Consider the following 19213-nt stretch of genomic DNA (forward strand, 5'->3'; position numbering starts at 1 on the left):
GGTGGGTGGAGGCGGAGGAATCCGGCTGTCGGCGCGGGAGGGGGCGGGCGGGGGTGCGGCTGGCGGTCTGGGCGCGGCCGGGCGTGTTCACCGGACCTCCACATGCAGACCTGGCCCGTGTCGGTGGGCAGGCGTACCGTCGAGACAGGCAGCAACTCCCGAGGAGACCCCCATGGCCCGCAGCACCTGGCAACGCTGGCTCCCGGCCGGCGCCGTCGTCGCCCTCGTCGCCGGCACGGTGACGGTCACCTCGCAGGCCGGCGCGGTCGACCTGCCGGACAAGTCGCCGCAGGACGTCCTCACCCTGCTCCTCGAGCAGGACGTCCGGGCCTACTCGGGCGCCTTCGAGACGAGCGCGGACCTCGGCCTGCCGGTCCCCTCCGACATCGACCTCGGCCCCGGCGGTCCCGAGCTCGACGACGCCGCCGGCGCCGTCCCGCCCGAGGGCGGCGAGGACGCGCAGGAGGTCCTGTCCGCCCTCGAGCTCCTCACCGGGGACAACTCCGGCCGGGTCTTCGTCGGCGAGCAGGGCGCCCGGTTCCAGCACACCGACACGCTGGCCGAGCGCAACGTCGTCGTCACCGAGGACGACGCGTGGTTCTACGACTCCGAGGCCAACGCGGCCACCCACCTCGTCCTGCCCGAGGGCCACGAGGGCGAGCGCCCGCAGCCCACCGGCACGCTCCCCACGCCCGAGGAGCTCGCCGCGAGCGCCGTCGAGGCGCTCGAGCCGAGCACCGAGCTCAGCGTCGACCAGCACGAGCGCGTCGCCGGCCGCGACGCCTACACCCTCACCCTCACGCCCCGCGCGGAGGAGACGCTCGTGGGCGGGGTGACGATCGCCGTCGACGGCGAAACCGGCTTCCCGCTCGGCGTCACCGTCACCGCCCGCGGCCAGGCCGAGCCCGCCCTCCAGGCGAAGTACACCGACATCGACTTCTCCGAGCCGGACGCCGACCTCTTCGACTTCGCCGCGCCCGCCGGCGCGACCGTCGAGGAGGAGGTCCTCGAGCTGCCCGCCGACGCCGGCACCCACGCCGCCCCGGAGCACGCCACCGGCGCCACCCCGCCGGGTGAGGTGCTCGGCGAGGGCTGGGGAGCCGTCGTCGTCGTGCCGGACGTCGAGGTGCCCGACGACCCGATGCTCGACCAGCTCACCGAGCAGGTCGACGGCGGCCGGCTCCTGTCCACCGCACTCCTCTCGGTCCTTCTCACCGACGACGGCCGGGTCCTCGCCGGCGCCGTCGAGCCCGCGCACCTGCTGGACCTCGCGGGCCGGTGACCGAGCTCGCCGTCGAGACGCACGGCCTCACCAAGCGCTTCGGGCGCCAGCTCGCCGTCGACGACCTCGACCTCGCCGTGCCCCGCGGCAGCGTCTTCGGCTTCCTCGGGCCCAACGGCTCCGGCAAGACGACGACCATCCGCATCGTCCTCGGCCTCGCCGCCGCGAGCGCCGGCACCGTCCAGGTTCTCGGCCACGACATGCCCGGGAGCCTGGGAACGGTGCTCCCCCGCGTCGGCGCGCTCGTCGAGGGCCCGGCCGCCTACCCCTTCCTCTCCGGGGAGGCGAACCTGCGCCGCCTGGACGCCGCGGACCGCCACGCCTCCCCCGCCACCCGGTCCGAGCGGGTGGCCCGCGCCCTCGAGCGGGTCGGGCTCAGCCACGCCGGGGACAAGCGGGTGCGCGCCTACTCGCTGGGCATGAAGCAGCGCCTCGGGATCGCCGCCGCGCTACTGCGCCCGCGCGACCTCCTCGTCCTCGACGAGCCGACCAACGGCCTGGACCCGCAGGGCACCCGCGAGGTCCGCAGCCTCGTCCGCTCGCTCGCCGAGGGCGGCACGACCGTCGTCGTCTCCAGCCACCTCCTCGCCGAGATCGAGCAGATCTGCACGCACGCCGCGGTCATGCGCACCGGGCGCCTCGTCGCCCAGGGCAGCCTCGACGAGCTGCGCGGCCTGGGCCGCAGCCGCCTACGCGTCCTCACCCCTGACCCCGCCCGCGCCCGCGCGGAGCTGGCGCGGCTGGGCCTCGTCGTCGAGGACGACGACGGCGTCGCGCGCGCCGACGGCACCGCCACCGTCCGCGCCGCGCTGCCCGACGAGGCGCCGCTCCTCGAGGCCCTCGCCGCCGCGCTCGTAGCGGCCGACGTCCGCCTGCGGGGCTTCGAGGTCGAGCAGGACACCCTCGAGGACCGCTTCGTCGCGCTGACCGGGGAGGGCTTCGACGTTGCCCAGTGACACCGCACCCGCCGAGCCGCAGACCCGCGGCAACGGCCGCTCCCTGCTCGCCTCCGAGCTCCGGCTCGTGCTCGGGCGGCGCCGCACGTGGGCGATGCTCATCGCGCTCGCCGCGATCCCGGTGCTCATCGCCGTCGTCGTGCGCATCGCCTCCGACCCGCCCGCCCCGGGTCAGGGCCCGCCCTTCCTCGACCGCGTCACCCAGAACGGCCTGTTCGTCTCCATCACCGGGCTCGTCGTGACGATCCCGCTGTTCTTGCCGCTCACCGTCGGCGTCGTCGCCGGGGACACCGTGGCCGGGGAGGCGAGCCTCGGCACCCTGCGCTACCTCCTCCTCGCGCCCGTCCAGCGCGGACGGCTGCTCCTCGTGAAGTTCGCCGGGGCGGCGGCCTTCTGCCTCGCGGCGACGCTGAGCATCGTCGTCGCCGGCTCGGTCATCGGCGCCCTGCTCTTCCCGGTCGGCCCGGTGACCCTCCTGTCCGGGGACACGATCGGCGCGTGGGAGGCGCTCGTGCGCGCCCTGCTCGTCGCCCTGTACGTCACGGTCTCCCTCCTGGGGCTCGCGGCCGTGGGCCTGTTCCTCTCCACGCTCACCGTCGTGCCGGTCGGGGCGATGGCCGCGACGGCGGTGCTCGCGATCGTCGTCCAGGTGCTCGGCTCCCTCGAGCAGCTCGCCTGGCTGCACCCGTGGCTGCTCAGCGAGCACTGGCTCGGCTTCGCCGACCTCCTGCGCCAGCCGATCGACTGGGGCTCCTTCGCCGACAACGCGCTGCTCCAGCTCGGCTACGTCGCCGTCTTCGGCGCCCTCGCCTACGGCCGCTTCACCACCAAGGACGTCCTGTCCTGAGCGACGGGGCCGGCGCCCGGGAACCTGTGAGCCTGCGCTCGCGTTGAGCCTGGTGCACCGTGCTCACCTAGCATGGCGGCTACCTGACCCCAGCCTCCGAAGGACCATGGACGAATCCTGTAGTACCAGCACCCAGACCATCCGCACCGCCATCAGGAGGTGCATCCGATGATCTGGGTGCTCTCCCTCCTGCTGGGGATCGTCGTCATCCTCGCCATCACCGCGGTGACCGGTTACTTCGTGGCCCAGGAGTTCGCCTACATGGCGGTCGACCGCTCGCGGCTCGCCGCCCGCGCGGAGTCCGGTGACGAGGGCGCGCAGCGTGCCCTCAAGGTCACCCGCCGCACCTCGTTCATGCTCTCCGGTGCGCAACTCGGCATCACCGTGACCGGGCTGCTCGTCGGCTACGTCGCGGAGCCGCTCGTCGGCCAGGCCCTGGGTGAAGCGCTCGGCGGGGTCGGCGTCCCCACCGGCGTGGGCATCGCCGTCGGCACCGTCCTCGCGCTGCTGCTCTCGACCATCATCCAGATGCTCTTCGGCGAGCTCTTCCCCAAGAACCTCGCCATCGCCAAGCCCGAGCCCGTCGCCCTGTGGCTGGCCCGCTCGACGAACCTCTACCTCGCCGCCTTCGGCTGGCTCATCAAGGTCTTCGACGCCGCGTCCAACGCCCTGCTGCGCGTGCTGCGCATCGAGCCGGTCCACGACGTCGAGCACTCCGCGACGGCCCGCGATCTCGAGCACATCGTCGCCGACTCCCGCGCCAGCGGTGACCTCCCGGCCGACCTCTCGGTGCTCCTGGACCGCATCCTCGACTTCCCCCGCCAGGACGTCGAGCACGCGATGATCCCCCGCGCCCGCGTCGGTGCCGTCCGCGCCGACCAGACCGTCGCTGAGGTCCGCGCGCTCATGGCGACCGGCCACTCCCGCTACCCGGTGCTGGACGACGAGGACGACGTCGTCGGCGTCGTCCACCTCGTCGATCTGCTCACCGGCACGGTTCCCGACGACGCGACGGCCGCCGAGCTGCAGCGCCCCGCACTGGTCCTGCCGACCGCGATGGCGCTGCCCGACGCGCTGCGCGAGCTGTCGGCCAGCCGCAACAACATGGCCTGCGTCGTCGACGAGTACGGCAGCTTCACCGGCGTCCTCACCCTCGAGGACCTCGCCGAGGAGATCGTCGGCGAGATCACCGACGAGCACGACTCCCCCGAGACGTCGGTGCTCACCCCGCAGGAGGACGGCACCTGGACCATGGCCGGTGACGTCCACATCGACGAGGTGGAGCGCGCGATCGACCACGACCTGCCCCGCGGGGACTACGAGACCGTCGCCGGCCTCGCCATCGAGGTCCACGGCTCGCTGCCCGACGTCGGCACCGCCGTCGTCGTCGACCTCCCGCCGGACCCGGCGCACCTCGCCCTGCCCGAGCCCCCACCGGACAAGCAGCTGCACGTGGAGGTCCTGGACGTCGAGCGGCACGTGCCCTCGCTCGTGCGGGTCACCCTCGCCGACCGGCCCGCGAACGACGACGAGGAGACCGACCGATGAGCAACCCCTGGGTCGTCGCGATCGCGACCGTCGTCATCATCGCGCTCAGCGCCTTCTTCGTCGCCGTGGAGTTCGCGCTCCTCGCCGCCAAGCGCCACCGCCTCGAGGACGCCGCGGCCAGCAGCCGCGCCGCCCGCGCGGCGCTGCGCAGCTCCACCGAGCTCACCCTCCTGCTCGCGGGCTCCCAGCTCGGCATCACCGTGTGCACGCTCGCGCTCGGCGCCATCACCAAGCCGGCCGTCCACCACTGGATCACCCCGGTCGTCAGCGACCTCGGGGCGCCCTACTGGGTGGCCGACGTCGCGGGCTTCGTGCTCGCTCTCGTCATCGTCACCTTCCTCCACCTCGTCGTCGGGGAGATGGCGCCGAAGTCCTGGGCCATCGCCCACCCGGAGAAGTCCGCGACGATGCTTGCGCTGCCCATGCGGGCGTTCATGGTGCCGATCCGGCCCATCCTCGTCGCGCTCAACAGCGCGGCGAACTGGTGCCTGCGCAAGGTCGGCGTCGAGCCGGTCGAGACCGTCGGCGCCGGCCAGAACCCGGACGATCTGCGCCACCTCGTCGAGCACTCCGCGAGCGTGGGGGCGCTGGAGGTGGCCTACTCCGCGCAGCTGTCCGGCGCGCTGGACCTGCGCCGCCTCACCGTGGCCGACCTCGTGGCCGGCCACCCCGCGCCGGTGACCGTGCCGGAGACGGCGACGGCCGGGGACGTGCAGCGCGTGGCGCAGGAGAGCGGGCACCTGCGGATCCTCGTGCGCCCCCGTGGTGAGCTCGCGCCCACCGGCGTCGTCCACGTGCGCGACACGCTCCTGCTCGACGACGACGCGGCCGTCGCGCCGCTCGTCAAGCGCGTCTTCGAGCTCGAGGCGAGCATGCCGCTGCACACGGCGCTCACCCGGATGCGCGAGACGTCCAACCACCTCGCGGTCGTCCGGACCGCCGAGCAGGGCAGCGCCGTCGCGACGCTCGCCGACGTCCTCGCTCACCTCTTCCCGCGCACCACCTCCGCCGCCCAGGGCGCCGCGGCGCCGTCCGCGGCCGGCCGGTAACAGCTCAGCTCTCGGCGGGAGGGATCGTGCCCCCTCGCCGCCCCCTCCCCCTCCTCGCCGAGAGCTGAGTTATTCCGTCGCCGGGAGCCCCGGCCCTCCCTCGCCGCCCCCGCCCCCTTCGCCGAGAGCTGAGTTATTCCGTCGCCGGGAGCCCCGGCACCTCCGTAGCGTTCTCCCATGGACGTCCGTTGGGCTCAGGTCTCCGACGCGCCGGTGGCGGCGCGGCTCCTGCACGACTTCAACGTCGAGTACGACAGCCACTCCCCCGGCGCCGCGGTCCTCACCGCGCGCCTCGAGGAGCTGCTCCCCGCGGGGCGGACGACGGCGCTGCTCGCCGGTGAGCCCGCGGTGGGCGTCGCGCTCCTTACCTCGCGGCCGAACGTCTGGTACGACGGGCCGGTGCTGCTCCTCGACGAGCTCTACGTCGTGCCCGAGCGGCGCGGCCAGGGCATCGGGACGGCGATCATCGAGCGTCTCATCGCCGATGCGACCGCCCAGGGCGTGTCGCTCATCGAGATCAACGTCGACGAGGAGGACGTCGACACCCAGCGCTTCTACGAGCACCACGGCTTCGCCACCGGTGACGGCCAGCGCCAGCGCGCCTTCTACTACGAGCGCGAGCTGCGTCCCCAGATCGGCGCCTGAGACCGCGCCCGACCGCGCCCCGGCCGGGCGCTACGGTGCCGTCATGAGCCTTGCCGACCTCCTGAGCCAGGGGACGTGGACGACGCCGCCCGTCTCCGCCGTCGTCGTCGACGATGCGCTGCACGTGACCGCCGCCGAGGGCAGCGACGCGTGGCGGCACACCGCCTACGGCTTCGTCCACGACACCGAGCATGCGCTGCTCGAGCCGCTGCGCGCCACCGGGGCGGTGGAGGTGGACTTCCTCCTCGACTTCGACGGCGAGTTCGACCAGGCGGGCCTGTTCCTGCGCGTCAGCGACGAGGAGTGGGTCAAGACGGGCGTCGAGCAGTCCGACGGCCTCGCCCAGGTCGGTGCCGTCGTCACCCACGGCCGCTCCGACTGGTCGGTCGCCCCGGTGCCGGAGTGGGTCGGCCGCCGCGTGACGATCCGCGCCAGCCGGTCCGGGGACGCGGTGACGATCCGCGCCCGGGCCGACGAGGAGCCGTTCCGGCTCGTGCGCGTCGCGCACCTCGACCCGGGCGCCGACGTCACGGCCGGCCTGTACTGCGCCGCCCCGACGCACGCAGGCCTCACGGTGCGGTTCACCGGCTACCGCCGCACCGACGCGGATGCCGCGCTGCACTGAGCCCCGCGCCGGTGACGGTGGCCACCGGAGGATGCCGCTCGGCGGTACTCTCGGCACAGCCGCGCAGGACCGACGAAGGAGCTCGGTGAGAATGCTACGACGCCTCGGGGCTCTGCTCGCGGTCGCAGCTCTGGCCGTCGCGGGCTGCGCCGACACGGCCGACGATGCTCCTGCGGACACCGCACAGACACCCCGTGCCGCGCCGGGAACGCCGACGTCGACACCCACGCCGGAGCCGTCGCCCACGCCCACGCCCACCCGAGCGGTCCTCTCTGCTTCGTCCTGCACGCAGCTCAACGCGGCGGTGCAGGGCGCCAAGGCGCTCAACCCCGACCCCGAGGTGGTGCTTCCGGCGCTCGACGGGGCGCGGGAAGGTGTGCCGGAGGAGCTGATCCCCAACGTCGATATGGTCGCGGAGAGCGTCCGAGCGCACCTCGACGATGTCGCGGCGATGGAGGGTCTCGTCGACCCCCTTGAGCTGGAAGTTCCGTCTGAACTGGTCGCGGCCTGCGCCGGCGCGGACATCGATCTCGCCGATGTGCCCTACCCCGTCGCCACGGTGCCGGAAATCTGCGTCGAGCTGCACCGGATCTCCCAGTACCAGGACCTCCAGGGCCTGGAGCTGATCATTGACGTCTCCCTCCGCCGCGCACGGACGTATACCCCGGCGGAGATCGAGCCGGGCGTGCGAGCGTTCAGCGACCGGGTGGAAACCGTGTGGGACGGGGAGCGCCCCCCGGAGAGCGCGGACGACGAGGCGGCCCGCCTCGCACTGGGCGACAGGTGCGAGCAGGAGGGCTGGATCCTCCTTCAGCCCGCGTGAGCAGCTACCCAGGCCCCAGCGCGTCCCGCAGCCGGGCGGCGTACTCGGCCGCCTCGCCCTCGGCGTAGCGGGCCCGCGGCCAGAAGAAGCCGCGCAGCCCGTCGCCCTTCGTCCGCGGGACGACGTGGGCGTGCAGGTGCGCGACGCTCTGGCTGACGACGTTGTTCATCGCGACGAAGGTGCCCTGGGCGCCGAGCGCCCCGGGCACCACCGCGGTCACCCGGCGCACCTGCGCGAAGAACGGCCCCACGAGCTCGTCGGGCAGGTCCGGCAGCGTGACGACGTGCGTGCGCGGGACGACGAGGACGTGCCCCTTGAAGACGGGGCGCACGTCAAGGAAGGCGAGGACGTCCTCGGTCTCGAGGACGGTCTGCCCCGGCTCAGTCCCCGCGACGATCCGGCAGAACACGCACCCCTGGTCCTCGCCCATCCCCCGATGATGGCACCGGCGACACGGGTGCACCCGGCACGCGCGGTCGCGGCCGGGATCTGGTATCTGTCGTCGATGAGCGCACACCGCACCCCCGCGACCGGCGAGCCCGTGGAGACCGACGTCGCCGGCGTGGCCCAGGAGGTCTCGACCGGCTCGCTGCCCGGCCGGGCACGGATCCGGTCGCTGGTCGACGACGTCCACGAGCGCTACCGCACCCGCGACGACGGCGTCGTCGCCGACTACGTGCCCGTTCTCGCCGAGGCCGACCCCGCGCACTTCGGCATCTGCGTCGCCGTCACCGACGGCACCGTCCACACCGCCGGCGACGCCGACATCGAGTTCACCATGCAGTCGATCTCCAAGGCCTTCGTCTACGCCCTCGTCAGCGAGGCCTACGGGCACGAGACCGTCCGCGAGCGCGTCGGCGTGAACAACACCGGCCTGCCGTTCAACTCGGTGATGGCGCTCGAGCTCAACGGCGGCCACCCGATGAACCCCATGGTCAACGCGGGGGCCCTGGCCACGACGGCGCTGCTGCCCGGCGACAACCCCGAGGAGAAGTGGCGTCTCCTCCACGCCGGCCTCTCCCGGTTCGCCGGCCGCCCCCTCGAGCTCGACGACGTCGCCTACCGCTCCGAGGCGGCGACGAACCACCGCAACCGCGGCATCGCGCAGCTGCTCGAGGGCTACGGCCGCATCGAGGGCGACTCCCTCGCGGTCCTCGACGTCTACACGCGCCAGTGCTCCCTGCGCGTGACCGCCCGCGACCTCGCCGTCATGGGCGCGACCCTCGCCGACGGCGGCGTCAACCCGCTGACCCGGGAGCGGGTCGTCTCGGCCGAGGTCTGCCGGGACACCCTCGCCGTGCTCGCCGCGACCGGCATGTACGAGCGGTCGGGCGAGTGGCTCTTCGAGATCGGTATCCCCGCGAAGTCGGGCATCGGCGGCGGGATCGTCGCGGTCGCCCCCGGCAAGGGGGCGCTGGGTACCTACTCCCCGCGGCTGGACCGGGCGGGCGCCAGCGTGCGCGGCCAGCTCGCCGCGGCGCATCTGTCGCGCACCCTGGGCCTGAACCTCTTCGCCTCGGGCGTCCACCCCGGGTGAGCCGACGGGCCGGGAGGGGCCGCCGTCGTCGTCCTACCGCTTGACGACGTTGTTGCCGAAGCGGCCGATGCCCTCGACCTCGACCTCCACGCGCTGTCCGGGGCGCACCGGGCCGACGCCGGCCGGCGTGCCGGTGAGGATGATGTCGCCGGGGAGCAGGGTGAAGATCGTCGAGACGTAGGCGATGAGCTCGGGGACGCCGCGGACCATCTGGGAGGTGCGTCCGTCCTGCCGCAGCTCCCCGTCCACCCACGCGCGCACCGCGACGTCGGAGACGTCGAGGTCCATCGCGAGGAACGGGCCGGTGGGGCAGGAGGTGTCGAAGGCCTTGCCGCGTGTCCACGTCGTGTCCGCGCGCTGGGCGGCGCGGGCCGTGACGTCGTTGGCGACGGTGTACCCGAAGACGTAGTCCAGCGCCTGCTCCGCGCTCACGTTCTTGGCCATCCGGGAGATGACGACGGCGAGCTCGGCCTCGTGGTCCACCTCCTGCGCGTAGCCGGGGACGACGATCGGGTCGTCCGGTCCGGTGACGGAGGTGTTGGGCTTGAGGAAGAGGATCGGCTCCTCGGGGACCTCGTTGCCCATCTCCGCGGCGTGCTCGGCGTAGTTGCGGCCCACGCCGACGACCTTGGAGCGCGGGATGACAGGCGAGAGGAGGCGGACGTCGTCGAGCGCGACGCGCTCACCGGTCGTGGCGACCGGCATGAACAGCGGGTCCCCCTTGAGCACCACCAGGTCGGTGGAGCCGTCCTCGAGGATGCCGTAGCGGGGGCTGTCCCCCGTGGTGAACCGTGCGATGCGCATGGGGGCAACGGTACCCGGGCCGCGGCGGGCCGCCGGGTCACCGACCGGCGGCCCGCCCGAGGTGGGTCAGTGGCCGTGACCGTCCTCGTCGTCGTGGTGCTCGTGCTCGTCCGCCTCGGCGGGCGCCGCCGGCTCGGCCGGCGGGAAGCCGGTGGTGACGGAGAGCTCGTTGGGGACGTGCGGGAGGTCGTAGGTGCGCACGACCTTCCCCGTCGAGAGGTCGACGGCGTGGAGCGCACTCGCCGCCGGCTCGGTGACGTAGGCGACGCCGTCGACCGACGCGATCGCGGGGCGCGGCTCCTGCCACTCCGTCGGCTCCTCCCACGGCTCGACGACGGCCACCTGGCCCATCTGCTCACCGCTGTCGGGGTCGATGGCTCGCAGCGTGCCGTCGGTGGTGAGGACGAGGGCCTCACCGTGCGGGCCGCGGGCGAGGGAGCGGAAGGTGTAGCTCGCGCCGAGGTCGACGAGGCGCACGCTGTCGGCGCGCGTGTCGATGAGCGCGACCCGCTCGGGCCGCTCGAGCTCGGCGTCGGCGTCCACCTTGTAGTCACCGAGGACGACGGCGGACTCGCTCGAGCCGGCGAGGTTGCCGGACCGGGCGTACTCGTCCTCGACCGGAACCTTGTGGAACTCGCCGTCGCGCAGGACGAGCGGCCCGTCCTCACAGCCGACGACGACGGCACTGCCGGCGGCGACCGCCTCGCCGTGGAGGCCGGGGCACGGACCCGTCGCGAGCTCCGCGCCGTCGGCGTCGAGCAGCGCGGCTGCCGTCCGCCCGTCCGCGGTGCCCACGCTGACGAGCATCGCCCCGTCGGCCAGCGGGACGGCGACGCCGTGGTGCGCGTCCGGTGCCGTCCACGTCTCCGCCTGCGGCGCGCCCTCGACGAGCGCGAGCGGGTCGACGATCTGCACCTCGCCCGTCCCGTCGGCGAAGAGCGCAGTGCGACCGGCGTGGGTGACGACGTGACCCGGGGTGTCGGCGTCGAGGACGGTGTCGGTGAGCGACGGCGCCGAGGCGTAGTAGTGATGGTGGTCGCCGTGGCCCTGGAGCTCCAGGCCCGTGTCGTAGGCGTGGAAGCCCTCGGTGGTCGAGACGAGGACGTGCCGGCCGTCCCCGGCGGGGTTGAGGCGCAGGAAGCCCTCCATCTCGGCATCGTCGAGGATCTCCCCCGAGCCGGTGTCCAGCGTCATGACACCACCGTCGTAGGTGAGGACGACGCGCGGGTCGAGCGTGGCCACCTCGACCGGCTCGCCGCCCGGCGTCGTCGCGTCGGGTGCTGGCGTGGTCGTCGGGTCGCCGGCGGGGGCGGCGTCGCCGGACCCGCACGCCGCCAGGGCGAGGGTCGCGAGCAGGCCGAGCGCGGGAAGTGCGCGGCGCGAGCTGAGGGGCATGGGCAGGTCTCCTTCGATCGGGGCGCGCACAGGTGGGAGGCGCGGCTCACACGCTAGAGAATGAGAATCGTTCTCGTCAAGCCGCCGACGGATGCGTCACCCTTTCCACTCCTCCGAGCGCGCGGGAACGGGCGCCGGATGACGGAGACGTGCGACGCAAGAGCGGGGTGCCCTACACGGACGCCGCCCTCCGCCGCCAGCGGCCGACCGCTCCGGTGGCCAGCGCGGCGACGGCGGAGCCGGCCACCGCGGCCCCCAGGCGCGCGCCGGTGGGCCACAGCCCGCGCGCGGTGGCGTCGGCGTCGCGGACCTCCGCCCCGGGGAGCAGGCCGGTGGCCAGCTGGAAGGCACCAACCCCGTAGTTCCCGCCGCCCGGGACGGCACTGAGCGGGCGCGGCTCGCCGCCGTCGAGCGGGACCGCGATGAGCCAGTACAGGTCGGTGTCCGCCGACTCCGGGTCCTCGGGCCGGTCGAGGAAGAGCGGCTCCCCCTCGGCCGTCCACCCGAGCACGCCGTCCCAGCCCACGTCGTCCACCGGGATCGGCGCCGGGACGCCGCCGTCCTGGCCGGAGGCGTCGAGGAAGACCACGCCGTCGCTGGGCCCCTCGTAGGCGTTGAAGCAGTCCGCCCACGCCTCCCCGCCCGCCTCGAGGTGGTCACAGTCCGGCACCCACTGCGGGGCGGTCGCGAGGAGCGCACCGTTCGGGGACCAGGAGTTCGGGCCGTCGAGGTAGTGGTTCTCCGGCATCGGGACGGTCCGCCGCAGCGTGCCGTCGAGCCCGACGATGTCGACGGTCCCGCCTCCCATCCGCGGGATGCCGTCCTGCCCGCTGAGCGTGCCGTCGTCGGGCTCGATCCGGTGGACGGCCAGCTCGGTGCCGTCCGGGGAGAAGGCGACCTGCCGCGCGTCGAGGTCGGCGGGCAGCGGCTGCGCCTCGCCCGTCGTGACGTCGAGCAGGCCGAGCTCACCGGAGAGGGCCGACCCGGTGTAGGGGTCCGCCGGCCCGTCGGTCACGACGTAGGCAAGCAGCGTGGAGTCGGTCGACCAGGCGAGCGGGAGCGCGCTGCCGTCACCGGGCACGACGAGCGTGTCCGTGTCCCCGGTGGAGAGGTCGACGACGGCGACGTCCGGCCGGGACGCGTGCCACCGGCCCACGGCCACCCGGGTGCCGTCCGGGGACAGGAGCATCGGGCCCGGGTCGTCCTGGGAGGCGCCGCGACCTTCGGCGACGTCGAGACGGCGGTAGGCACCGCCGTCGGCCCCCGCGACGACGGCCTGGGGGAAGTCCATGAACTCGACGCCGAAACCGTGCTGGTAGACGGCGATCGCGCGGCCGGGCGGCGAGGCTGAGACGCTGCCGGTGAGGTAGGAGTAGTCCGCGAAGCGCGTGGGGAGGGTCGCCGGGCCGGTGTCGGCGTCGGGCCCGAACCACCGCCCCGGCAGGAGCCAGCCAGGGAGCAGTGCGAGGACGACGCCCACGACGAGCACACCGAGGCCGATCGTCCCCGGCGACGGCGCCGGTGACCTCATGCGCGGACGGTAGCAGCGAGCGGACCACGCCGGCGGTGGAACGGCGCAGGCCCGTCGGACGCCTCGGGTGATCGGGAGCTAGGCCGGCCCAAGGGTGGTGGGCGGGATCCACGCTGTCGCCGACAGTGCAGTTGTTACGGACGGATCCCGCACACACCCTTGTCGCCGACCAGCTGCCGTCGACAAGAGGGGTGAAGGTCCGGCTGTCGGTAACAACTGCACTGTCGGCGACAAGGGGGCGGGCGGGATCCAGCTGTCGGCGACAGGGGTGGGCGGGATCCAGTTGGCGGCGGGAGGTGGGCCGGCTGTCGGCAGCAACTGCGCTGTCGGCGACAAGGGCGGGGTGGGCGCCCTACGCTGGGCGCGTGAATCAACGGATCGTCGGGGTCGACATCGCCCGCGGGCTGGCCGTCATCGGGATGTTCGTCGCCCACCTGGGCCACTCGGGACCCGACGGCCTGCACTCGCCGTCGTGGTTCGTCGTCGCGGACGGACGGCCGTCGGCGATGTTCGCGGTCCTCGCCGGGGTGTCGATCGCCCTGTTCCCCGGCGGGCGCCCGGTGCCGCGCGGTCCGGCCCTCCCCCACGGGTGGCTGCGCATCGCCACGCGCGCCGGCGTCGTCCTCGTCATCGGCCTGCTCCTCGAGCTGCTCGGCACGCCGGTGGCGGTGATCCTGCCGTCCTACGCGGTGACCTTCCTCCTCGTCGCGCCCTTCATCGGGCTGCGGCCCTGGCTGGTGGGGGTGCTCGCCGCCGTCGCGGCCGTCGTCGGCCCGACGCTCCTCGCGCTGCTCCTGTCCGCCCGCGCCGACGGGCCCGCGCCGGTCGAGACGACGCTCGAGGAGAGCTACCTCCTCGGCCTCGTCCTCACCGGCTACTACCCGGCGCTCGTGTGGATCGCCTACATGCTCCTCGGCCTGTGCGTGGGCCGGCTGGACCTGCGCTCCCCCACCGTCCAGGGGTTCCTCGGCGTCACCGGCGTCGGTCTCGCGCTCGTCGGCTACGGCGGGGGCTCCTACCTGCAGCAGACCGTCGTCCCGGACTCCGAGCTCGCCGCCCAGCTCATCCGCTCCGACCCGCACTCCGACGCCACCCTCGAGCTCATCGGCAACGCCGGCGTCACCCTCGCCGTCCTCGCCGTCCTCCTCGCCGTCACCGCCCTGCCGTCCGTCGCGAAGGTGGCGCGCCTGCTCCTCCAGCCGCTGGCCGCGACCGGGGCGATGGCGCTGTCGGCCTACTCCGTCCACATCGTCGCGATCGCGATCCTCGGCAACGAGGTCGTCTGGTTCACCGAGTCCAACGCCGTCCTCGCGTGGTTCGTCGTCGTCACCCTGGTCGTCTGCACCCTGTGGATGCGGTTCGTGGGGCGCGGGCCCCTCGAGTGGGTCATGCGGCGCCTCACCGTGGGGCGCTACGAGCCGCCCGTGGCCACGGCGCACGCCTGAGGAAACGGCACGAATCTCATCGAGGCGCCGCCCCGAAGGGCCTAGAGTGACGTACGGCACAACCCGCCGAAGGCTCGCTTGCGTGCCTCCCGCGGGCCGTGGAGCATGACGGGAACGCCGACGCACGATCGAAGGGACCCCCTGTGGCATCGAGCACCTTGACCGCGGACACACGGCTCTCGGCCCTGGCCGAGATGAGCGGGGACGAACCGCTGGACGTGCTCGTCATCGGCGGCGGGGTGACCGGCGCGGGCATCGCCCTGGACGCCGCCACGCGCGGCCTGCGGACCGGCATCGTCGAGGCCCAGGACTGGTCCTCGGGCACCTCGAGCTGGTCGAGCAAGCTCGTCCACGGCGGGCTGCGCTACCTCCAGATGCTCGACTTCAGCCTCGTCCACGAGGCCCTCACCGAGCGCGACCTCCTCATCAAGCACCTCGCCCCGCACCTGGTGAAGCGGGTGCCCTTCCTCTACCCGCTCGAGCACCGCGTCTGGGAGCGCGCCTACGTCGGCGCCGGCATCGCGCTCTACGACACGCTCGCCGGCATCGCCCCCGGGAAGCGCGCGATGCCGCTCCACCGCCACCGCAGCCGCTCGCGGATGGAGCAGCTCTTCCCCGACCTGCGCCACGACGCCGCCGTGGGCGCCGTCCAGTACTGGGACGCGAGCGTCGACGACTCCCGGCTCGTCACCACCCTCGTGCGGACCGCCGCCGCCTACGGCGCACTGGCCGCCAACCGCACCCAGGTCGTGGGCCTCCACAAGGACGGCTCCGGCCGGGTCGCCGGCGCCCAGGTCAAGGACCTGGAGACCGGTGAGGTCCTCGACGTCAGGGCCCGCCACGTCGTCAACGCCACCGGTGTGTGGACCGAGGAGACCGAGTCGCTCTCCGGCACCGACGGCGGCCTGCACGTGCTCGCCTCCAAGGGCATCCACATCGTCGTGCCGCGCGAGCGGATCCGCGGGGACGTCGGCCTGATCCTCCAGACCGAGAAGAGCGTCCTGTTCATCATCCCGTGGTCGCGCTACTGGATCATCGGCACGACCGACACCCCCTACGAGCACGACCTGCGCCACCCCGTCGCCACCAAGGCGGACATCGACTACGTCATCGAGCACGCCAACGCCGTCCTCAAGACGCCCCTCACCCCTGAGGACGTCATCGGCACCTACGCGGGCCTGCGGCCGCTGCTGCAGCCCGGAACCAAGGAGGGCACGTCGTCGGCGAAGGTCTCCCGCGAGCACACCGTCGCCTCCCCCGCCCCCGGCCTCACCGTCATCGCCGGCGGCAAGCTCACCACCTACCGGGTGATGGCCAAGGACGCCGTCGACTTCGCCCTCGGCGAGGAGGCCAAGCGCCTGCCCTCGATCACCGAGCGCATCCCCCTCCTCGGCGCCGTCGGCCTGCAGGCCGTGCGACGACGCGCCCAGCGGCACGCCACCCGCTTCGGCTGGTCCCACGCGATGGTCGACCACCTCCTGCACCGCTACGGTTCCATGCTCGAGGAGCTCGTGACGATGGTCGAGGAGCAGCCCGACCTGGGCCGTCCCCTCGAGCACGCCCCCGCCTACCTGCGCGCCGAGGTCGCCTACGCGGCCGAGCGCGAGGCCGTCCTCCACCTCGAGGACGTCATGGTCCGCCGTACCCGCCTCGTCTACGAGGTGCGCGACAGCGGCCTCGCCGCCGTGCCGGAGATCGTCGACGTCATCGCGCCGATCCTCGGCTGGAACGACGAGCGGCGGCAGGCGGAGATCGACGCCTACACCGCGCGCTGCGAGGCCGAGCGGGCCGCGGCGGAGGCACCCGACGACGACGCCGGAGAGCGTGCGCGTCAGCAGGCCCAGGACATCGTGCCCATGGTGCCCCTGGCCTGATCCCCGACCCCTGGCGTCGCAACGCCGCGCCGTCAGGTACTCCATGTGAAAGAGAGGACAACGTGGACTTCTCCCTGATCTTCCTCCCCGAGGTGCTGGGGACGGCGATGCTGACCCTGCTGGGTTGTGGCGTCGTCGCCAACGCGATCCTGCCCAAGACCAAGGGCAACGGCGGCGGCTGGCTGCTCATCAACTTCGGCTGGGGGCTCGCGGTCTTCGCCGGTGTGTACGTCGCCTACTCCACCGGCGCGCACATCAACCCGGCCGTGACGGTCGGCCTGCTCGCCGGTGACCAGCCCTTCTTCGCCGGCAACGAGGACCTGGGCCTCGAGCCCATCGACAACACGCTCGGCAACGCGCTGGTGTACTTCCTCGCCCAGATGATCGGAGCCATCCTGGGCGCCGTCATCATGTACGTCGCGTACAAGCGGCACTTCGACGAGGAGGCGCCGGGGGCCACCAAGCTCGCGGTCTTCGCCACCGGCCCGGAGATCCGCAGCTACGGCGCCAACTTCGTCACCGAGGTCGTCGGCACCTTCGTCCTGCTCTTCGTCATCGTCGCCTTCGGCAAGACCCCGTCGGGACTGGGGCCGCTCGCGGTGGCGCTGCTCGTCGTCGGTATCGGTAACAGCCTCGGTGGCCCCACCGGGTACGCCATCAACCCCGCCCGTGACCTCGGCCCGCGCATCGCCCACGCGCTCCTGCCGATCCGCGGCAAGGGCAGCAGCGACTGGGGCTACTCGTGGGTGCCGATCCTCGGCCCGCTCGTCGGCGGCGCCCTCGGTGGCTTCGCCGCCGTCCAGCTCCTCTGACCCTCAAGGCCAACGAACCGTCCACAGCGACGTGAAAGGAACGACATGGCTGACTACGTCCTCGCCATCGACCAGGGCACGACCAGCACCCGCGCGATCGTCTTCGACCACGCGGGCACCATCCACTCCACCGGGCAGCTGGAGCACGAGCAGATCTTCCCGCGTGCCGGCTGGGTGGAGCACGACGCCGTCGAGATCTGGCGCAACGTCCGCGAGGTCGTGAGCATCGCGCTGTCGCGAGGCGACCTCACCCACCGCAACCTCGCCGCCGTCGGCATCACCAACCAGCGTGAGACCACCGTCGTGTGGGAGAAGAGCACGGGCAAGCCCGTCTACAACGCGATCGTCTGGCAGGACACCCGCACCCAGAAGATCGTCGACGAGCTCGCCGGGGACGAGGGCCCGGAGAAGTACAAGAAGACCGTGGGCCTGCCCCTCGCCACGTACTTCGCCGGCCCGAAGGTCAAGTGGATCCTCGACAACGTCGACGGCGCACGCGAGAAGGCGGAGGCCGGCGACCTGCTCTTCGGCACCACCGACTCCTGGGTGCTGTGGAACATGACCGGCGGGCCCGACGGCGGTGTCCACGTCACCGACGTCACCAACGCCTCGCGCACGATGCTCATGAACATCGACTCGCTCACGTGGAACGAGGACATCGCGGCCGACATGGGCATCCCGATGTCGATGCTCCCGGAGATCCGCTCCTCCTCCGAGGTCTACGGCAAGGGCCGCGAGGGCGGCTTCGTGCCGGGCGTGCCGATCTCCGGCATCCTCGGTGACCAGCAGGCCGCGACCTTCGGGCAGGCGGCCTTCGAGGTCGGCAGCGCGAAGAACACCTACGGCACCGGCAACTTCCTCCTCCTCAACACCGGCACCGAGCTCGTCCACAGCGAGAACGGGCTGCTGACGACGGTGGGCTACAAGATCGGTGAGCAGCCGCAGGTGTACTGCCTCGAGGGCTCGATCGCCGTCACCGGCTCCCTCGTCCAGTGGCTGCGCGACAACCTCGGGATCATCAAGAGCGCGCCGGAGATCGAGAAGCTGGCCGCGTCGGTGGACGACAACGGCGGGGCGTACTTCGTCCCGGCGTTCTCCGGGCTCTTCGCCCCGTACTGGCGCTCGGACGCCCGCGGTGCGCTCGTGGGCCTGACCCGGTACGTCAACAAGGGCCACATCGCGCGGGCCGTCCTGGAGGCCACCGCCTACCAGTCTCGCGAGGTCGTCGACGCGATGAACGCCGACTCCGGCGTCGACCTCAAGGAGCTCAAGGTCGACGGCGGCATGGTCGCCAACGAGCAGCTCATGCAGTTCCAGGCCGACATCCTCGGCGTGGACGTCGTCCGCCCGAAGGTCACCGAGACCACCGCCCTCGGTGCCGCCTACGCCGCCGGCATCGCCGTCGGCTTCTGGGAGGGCGAGCAGGACGTCGTCGACAACTGGGGCGAGGACAAGCGCTGGACGCCGTCGATGGACGACGCCGAGCGCGAGCGCCTCTACCGCAGCTGGAAGAAGGCCGTGACGAAGACCTTCGACTGGGTCGACGAGGACGTGGACTGACCCACTCCCCGGTCCCCCAACCGCGTCGAGAGCCGGATTTCTCCCCCGAGGAATCCGGCTCTCGGCGGTGGAGGGTGGCGCTGTCCCAGCGGGTGGGACGGGCGCCGAAGAGTGGTTGGACATTCAAGCGTCATGACGTAGCGTCGCAGACGTCGGGGGCACGCACGCCGTGCCCGAACGATCGCGGCGTCCGCCGCGAGCTGGGGAGGACCACCATGACCGTGCACACGAGTGTCAGGCCGCATCTCGCGCCGAGCACCGCCCTGTGCATGTGTCAGCGCGCCGCGGCGTGCATGTGTTGTTGTCCTGCCTGAGGCGTTGACCCCGCGGGCCGCTGAGCCCGCCTCCGCCTTCCCGCGCCCTCTGCGGCGCTGACCTCCCTCTCCTCCCCGGCCGTGCCGTCGCACGCCCGGCCCCGAGGAGCACGCCGGAGCTCACCCTCGCCACCGCTGCGGCACTGCCGCGTCCCCAGTCCTGGAG

At 73.0% G+C, this 19213-nt stretch carries 17 protein-coding genes; 13 read left to right on the top strand and 4 right to left on the bottom strand.

Annotation, left to right across the window (positions count from 1 at the left end; all coding sequences use genetic code 11):
• Positions 1-172 precede the first annotated feature (172 nt).
• The 8 genes from ACWPXV_RS16310 (at position 173) to ACWPXV_RS16345 (ending at position 7775) form a co-directional block, all read left to right on the top strand.
• Complete coding sequence (locus ACWPXV_RS16310; RefSeq protein WP_454086204.1) at positions 173-1282, top strand: LolA family protein; 1110 nt, start codon at positions 173-175, stop codon at positions 1280-1282.
• On the top strand, positions 1279-2238 hold the full coding sequence (locus ACWPXV_RS16315) for an ABC transporter ATP-binding protein (RefSeq protein ID WP_454086205.1): 960 nt from the start codon (positions 1279-1281) through the stop codon (positions 2236-2238). Before ACWPXV_RS16310 ends, ACWPXV_RS16315 begins: the two co-directional genes overlap by 4 nt.
• The gene (locus tag ACWPXV_RS16320; protein WP_454086206.1) at positions 2228-3085 is read left to right on the top strand and encodes an ABC transporter permease; all 858 of its coding nucleotides are present in this window, start codon (positions 2228-2230) and stop codon (positions 3083-3085) included. Before ACWPXV_RS16315 ends, ACWPXV_RS16320 begins: the two co-directional genes overlap by 11 nt.
• Positions 3086-3253: 168 nt before the next feature.
• Entirely contained in the window at positions 3254-4633 is a 1380-nt protein-coding gene (locus tag ACWPXV_RS16325; protein WP_454086207.1) for a hemolysin family protein, read from the top strand.
• A complete protein-coding gene (locus tag ACWPXV_RS16330) occupies positions 4630-5682 on the top strand; it encodes a CNNM domain-containing protein (RefSeq protein ID WP_454086208.1) in 1053 nt (350 codons plus the stop codon). The genes ACWPXV_RS16325 and ACWPXV_RS16330 overlap by 4 nt, the downstream gene beginning before the upstream one ends.
• Positions 5683-5859: 177 nt before the next feature.
• On the top strand, positions 5860-6327 hold the full coding sequence (locus ACWPXV_RS16335; RefSeq protein WP_454086209.1) for a GNAT family N-acetyltransferase: 468 nt from the start codon (positions 5860-5862) through the stop codon (positions 6325-6327).
• Positions 6328-6370: 43 nt separating this feature from the next.
• On the top strand, positions 6371-6952 hold the full coding sequence (locus ACWPXV_RS16340) for a DUF1349 domain-containing protein (RefSeq protein WP_454086210.1): 582 nt from the start codon (positions 6371-6373) through the stop codon (positions 6950-6952).
• A gap of 91 nt (positions 6953-7043) precedes the next feature.
• Entirely contained in the window at positions 7044-7775 is a 732-nt protein-coding gene (locus tag ACWPXV_RS16345) for a hypothetical protein (protein ID WP_454086211.1), read from the top strand.
• A 4-nt stretch (positions 7776-7779) separates the two neighbouring features.
• Here ACWPXV_RS16345 and ACWPXV_RS16350 read toward each other — a convergent pair whose 3' ends face one another.
• Positions 7780-8205, bottom strand: coding sequence for an HIT family protein (locus ACWPXV_RS16350; protein WP_454086212.1), 426 nt, complete (start codon positions 8203-8205; stop codon positions 7780-7782).
• A gap of 75 nt (positions 8206-8280) precedes the next feature.
• Between ACWPXV_RS16350 and glsA the strand changes: the two genes are divergently transcribed.
• Entirely contained in the window at positions 8281-9312 is a 1032-nt protein-coding gene (gene glsA, locus ACWPXV_RS16355) for a glutaminase A (protein ID WP_454086213.1), read from the top strand.
• A 33-nt stretch (positions 9313-9345) separates the two neighbouring features.
• Here the strand turns inward: glsA and ACWPXV_RS16360 are convergent, their stop codons facing one another.
• The 3 genes from ACWPXV_RS16360 to ACWPXV_RS16370 all read right to left on the bottom strand — a co-directional run bounded on the left by ACWPXV_RS16360 (position 9346) and on the right by ACWPXV_RS16370 (position 13042).
• Positions 9346-10116, bottom strand: coding sequence for a fumarylacetoacetate hydrolase family protein (locus tag ACWPXV_RS16360; protein ID WP_454086214.1), 771 nt, complete (start codon positions 10114-10116; stop codon positions 9346-9348).
• 66 nt (positions 10117-10182) lie between these two features.
• Positions 10183-11511, bottom strand: coding sequence for a zinc metallochaperone AztD (gene aztD / locus ACWPXV_RS16365; RefSeq protein WP_454086215.1), 1329 nt, complete (start codon positions 11509-11511; stop codon positions 10183-10185).
• A 172-nt stretch (positions 11512-11683) separates the two neighbouring features.
• Positions 11684-13042 carry a hypothetical protein gene (locus ACWPXV_RS16370; RefSeq protein WP_454086216.1) on the bottom strand — a complete coding sequence of 453 codons (1359 nt, stop codon included), beginning with the start codon at positions 13040-13042 and terminating at the stop codon, positions 11684-11686.
• A 365-nt stretch (positions 13043-13407) separates the two neighbouring features.
• On the opposite strand from ACWPXV_RS16370, the gene ACWPXV_RS16375 reads away from it, so the two are divergent.
• From ACWPXV_RS16375 to glpK, 4 genes are all read left to right on the top strand, one after another.
• Positions 13408-14487, top strand: a complete 1080-nt coding sequence (locus tag ACWPXV_RS16375) for a DUF418 domain-containing protein (protein ID WP_454086217.1) — start codon at positions 13408-13410, stop codon at positions 14485-14487.
• A gap of 143 nt (positions 14488-14630) precedes the next feature.
• Positions 14631-16361, top strand: coding sequence for an FAD-dependent oxidoreductase (locus ACWPXV_RS16380; protein WP_454086218.1), 1731 nt, complete (start codon positions 14631-14633; stop codon positions 16359-16361).
• 62 nt (positions 16362-16423) lie between these two features.
• Positions 16424-17173 (top strand): MIP/aquaporin family protein, encoded by a 750-nt coding sequence (locus tag ACWPXV_RS16385; RefSeq protein WP_454086219.1) that lies wholly within the window; start codon positions 16424-16426, stop codon positions 17171-17173.
• Between the two features lie 45 nt (positions 17174-17218).
• Positions 17219-18733, top strand: coding sequence for a glycerol kinase GlpK (gene glpK, locus ACWPXV_RS16390; protein ID WP_454086220.1), 1515 nt, complete (start codon positions 17219-17221; stop codon positions 18731-18733).
• Positions 18734-19213: the final 480 nt, after the last annotated feature.

This window comes from Georgenia sp. Marseille-Q6866 (genome assembly GCF_965111665.1).

What these genes read in the sequence shown, in the direction of transcription:
- ACWPXV_RS16330 (WP_454086208.1), top strand. Translation starts at nt 4,630, where the DNA reads ATGAGCAACCCCTGGGTCGTCGCGATCGCGACCGTCGTCATCATCGCG.
- ACWPXV_RS16360 (WP_454086214.1), bottom strand. Translation starts at nt 10,116, where the DNA reads ATGCGCATCGCACGGTTCACCACGGGGGACAGCCCCCGCTACGGCATC.
- ACWPXV_RS16340 (WP_454086210.1), top strand. Translation starts at nt 6,371, where the DNA reads ATGAGCCTTGCCGACCTCCTGAGCCAGGGGACGTGGACGACGCCGCCC.
- ACWPXV_RS16310 (WP_454086204.1), top strand. Translation starts at nt 173, where the DNA reads ATGGCCCGCAGCACCTGGCAACGCTGGCTCCCGGCCGGCGCCGTCGTC.
- aztD (WP_454086215.1), bottom strand. Translation starts at nt 11,511, where the DNA reads ATGCCCCTCAGCTCGCGCCGCGCACTTCCCGCGCTCGGCCTGCTCGCG.
- glpK (WP_454086220.1), top strand. Translation starts at nt 17,219, where the DNA reads ATGGCTGACTACGTCCTCGCCATCGACCAGGGCACGACCAGCACCCGC.
- ACWPXV_RS16335 (WP_454086209.1), top strand. Translation starts at nt 5,860, where the DNA reads ATGGACGTCCGTTGGGCTCAGGTCTCCGACGCGCCGGTGGCGGCGCGG.
- ACWPXV_RS16350 (WP_454086212.1), bottom strand. Translation starts at nt 8,205, where the DNA reads ATGGGCGAGGACCAGGGGTGCGTGTTCTGCCGGATCGTCGCGGGGACT.
- ACWPXV_RS16370 (WP_454086216.1), bottom strand. Translation starts at nt 13,042, where the DNA reads ATGAGGTCACCGGCGCCGTCGCCGGGGACGATCGGCCTCGGTGTGCTC.
- ACWPXV_RS16325 (WP_454086207.1), top strand. Translation starts at nt 3,254, where the DNA reads ATGATCTGGGTGCTCTCCCTCCTGCTGGGGATCGTCGTCATCCTCGCC.
- glsA (WP_454086213.1), top strand. Translation starts at nt 8,281, where the DNA reads ATGAGCGCACACCGCACCCCCGCGACCGGCGAGCCCGTGGAGACCGAC.
- ACWPXV_RS16345 (WP_454086211.1), top strand. Translation starts at nt 7,044, where the DNA reads ATGCTACGACGCCTCGGGGCTCTGCTCGCGGTCGCAGCTCTGGCCGTC.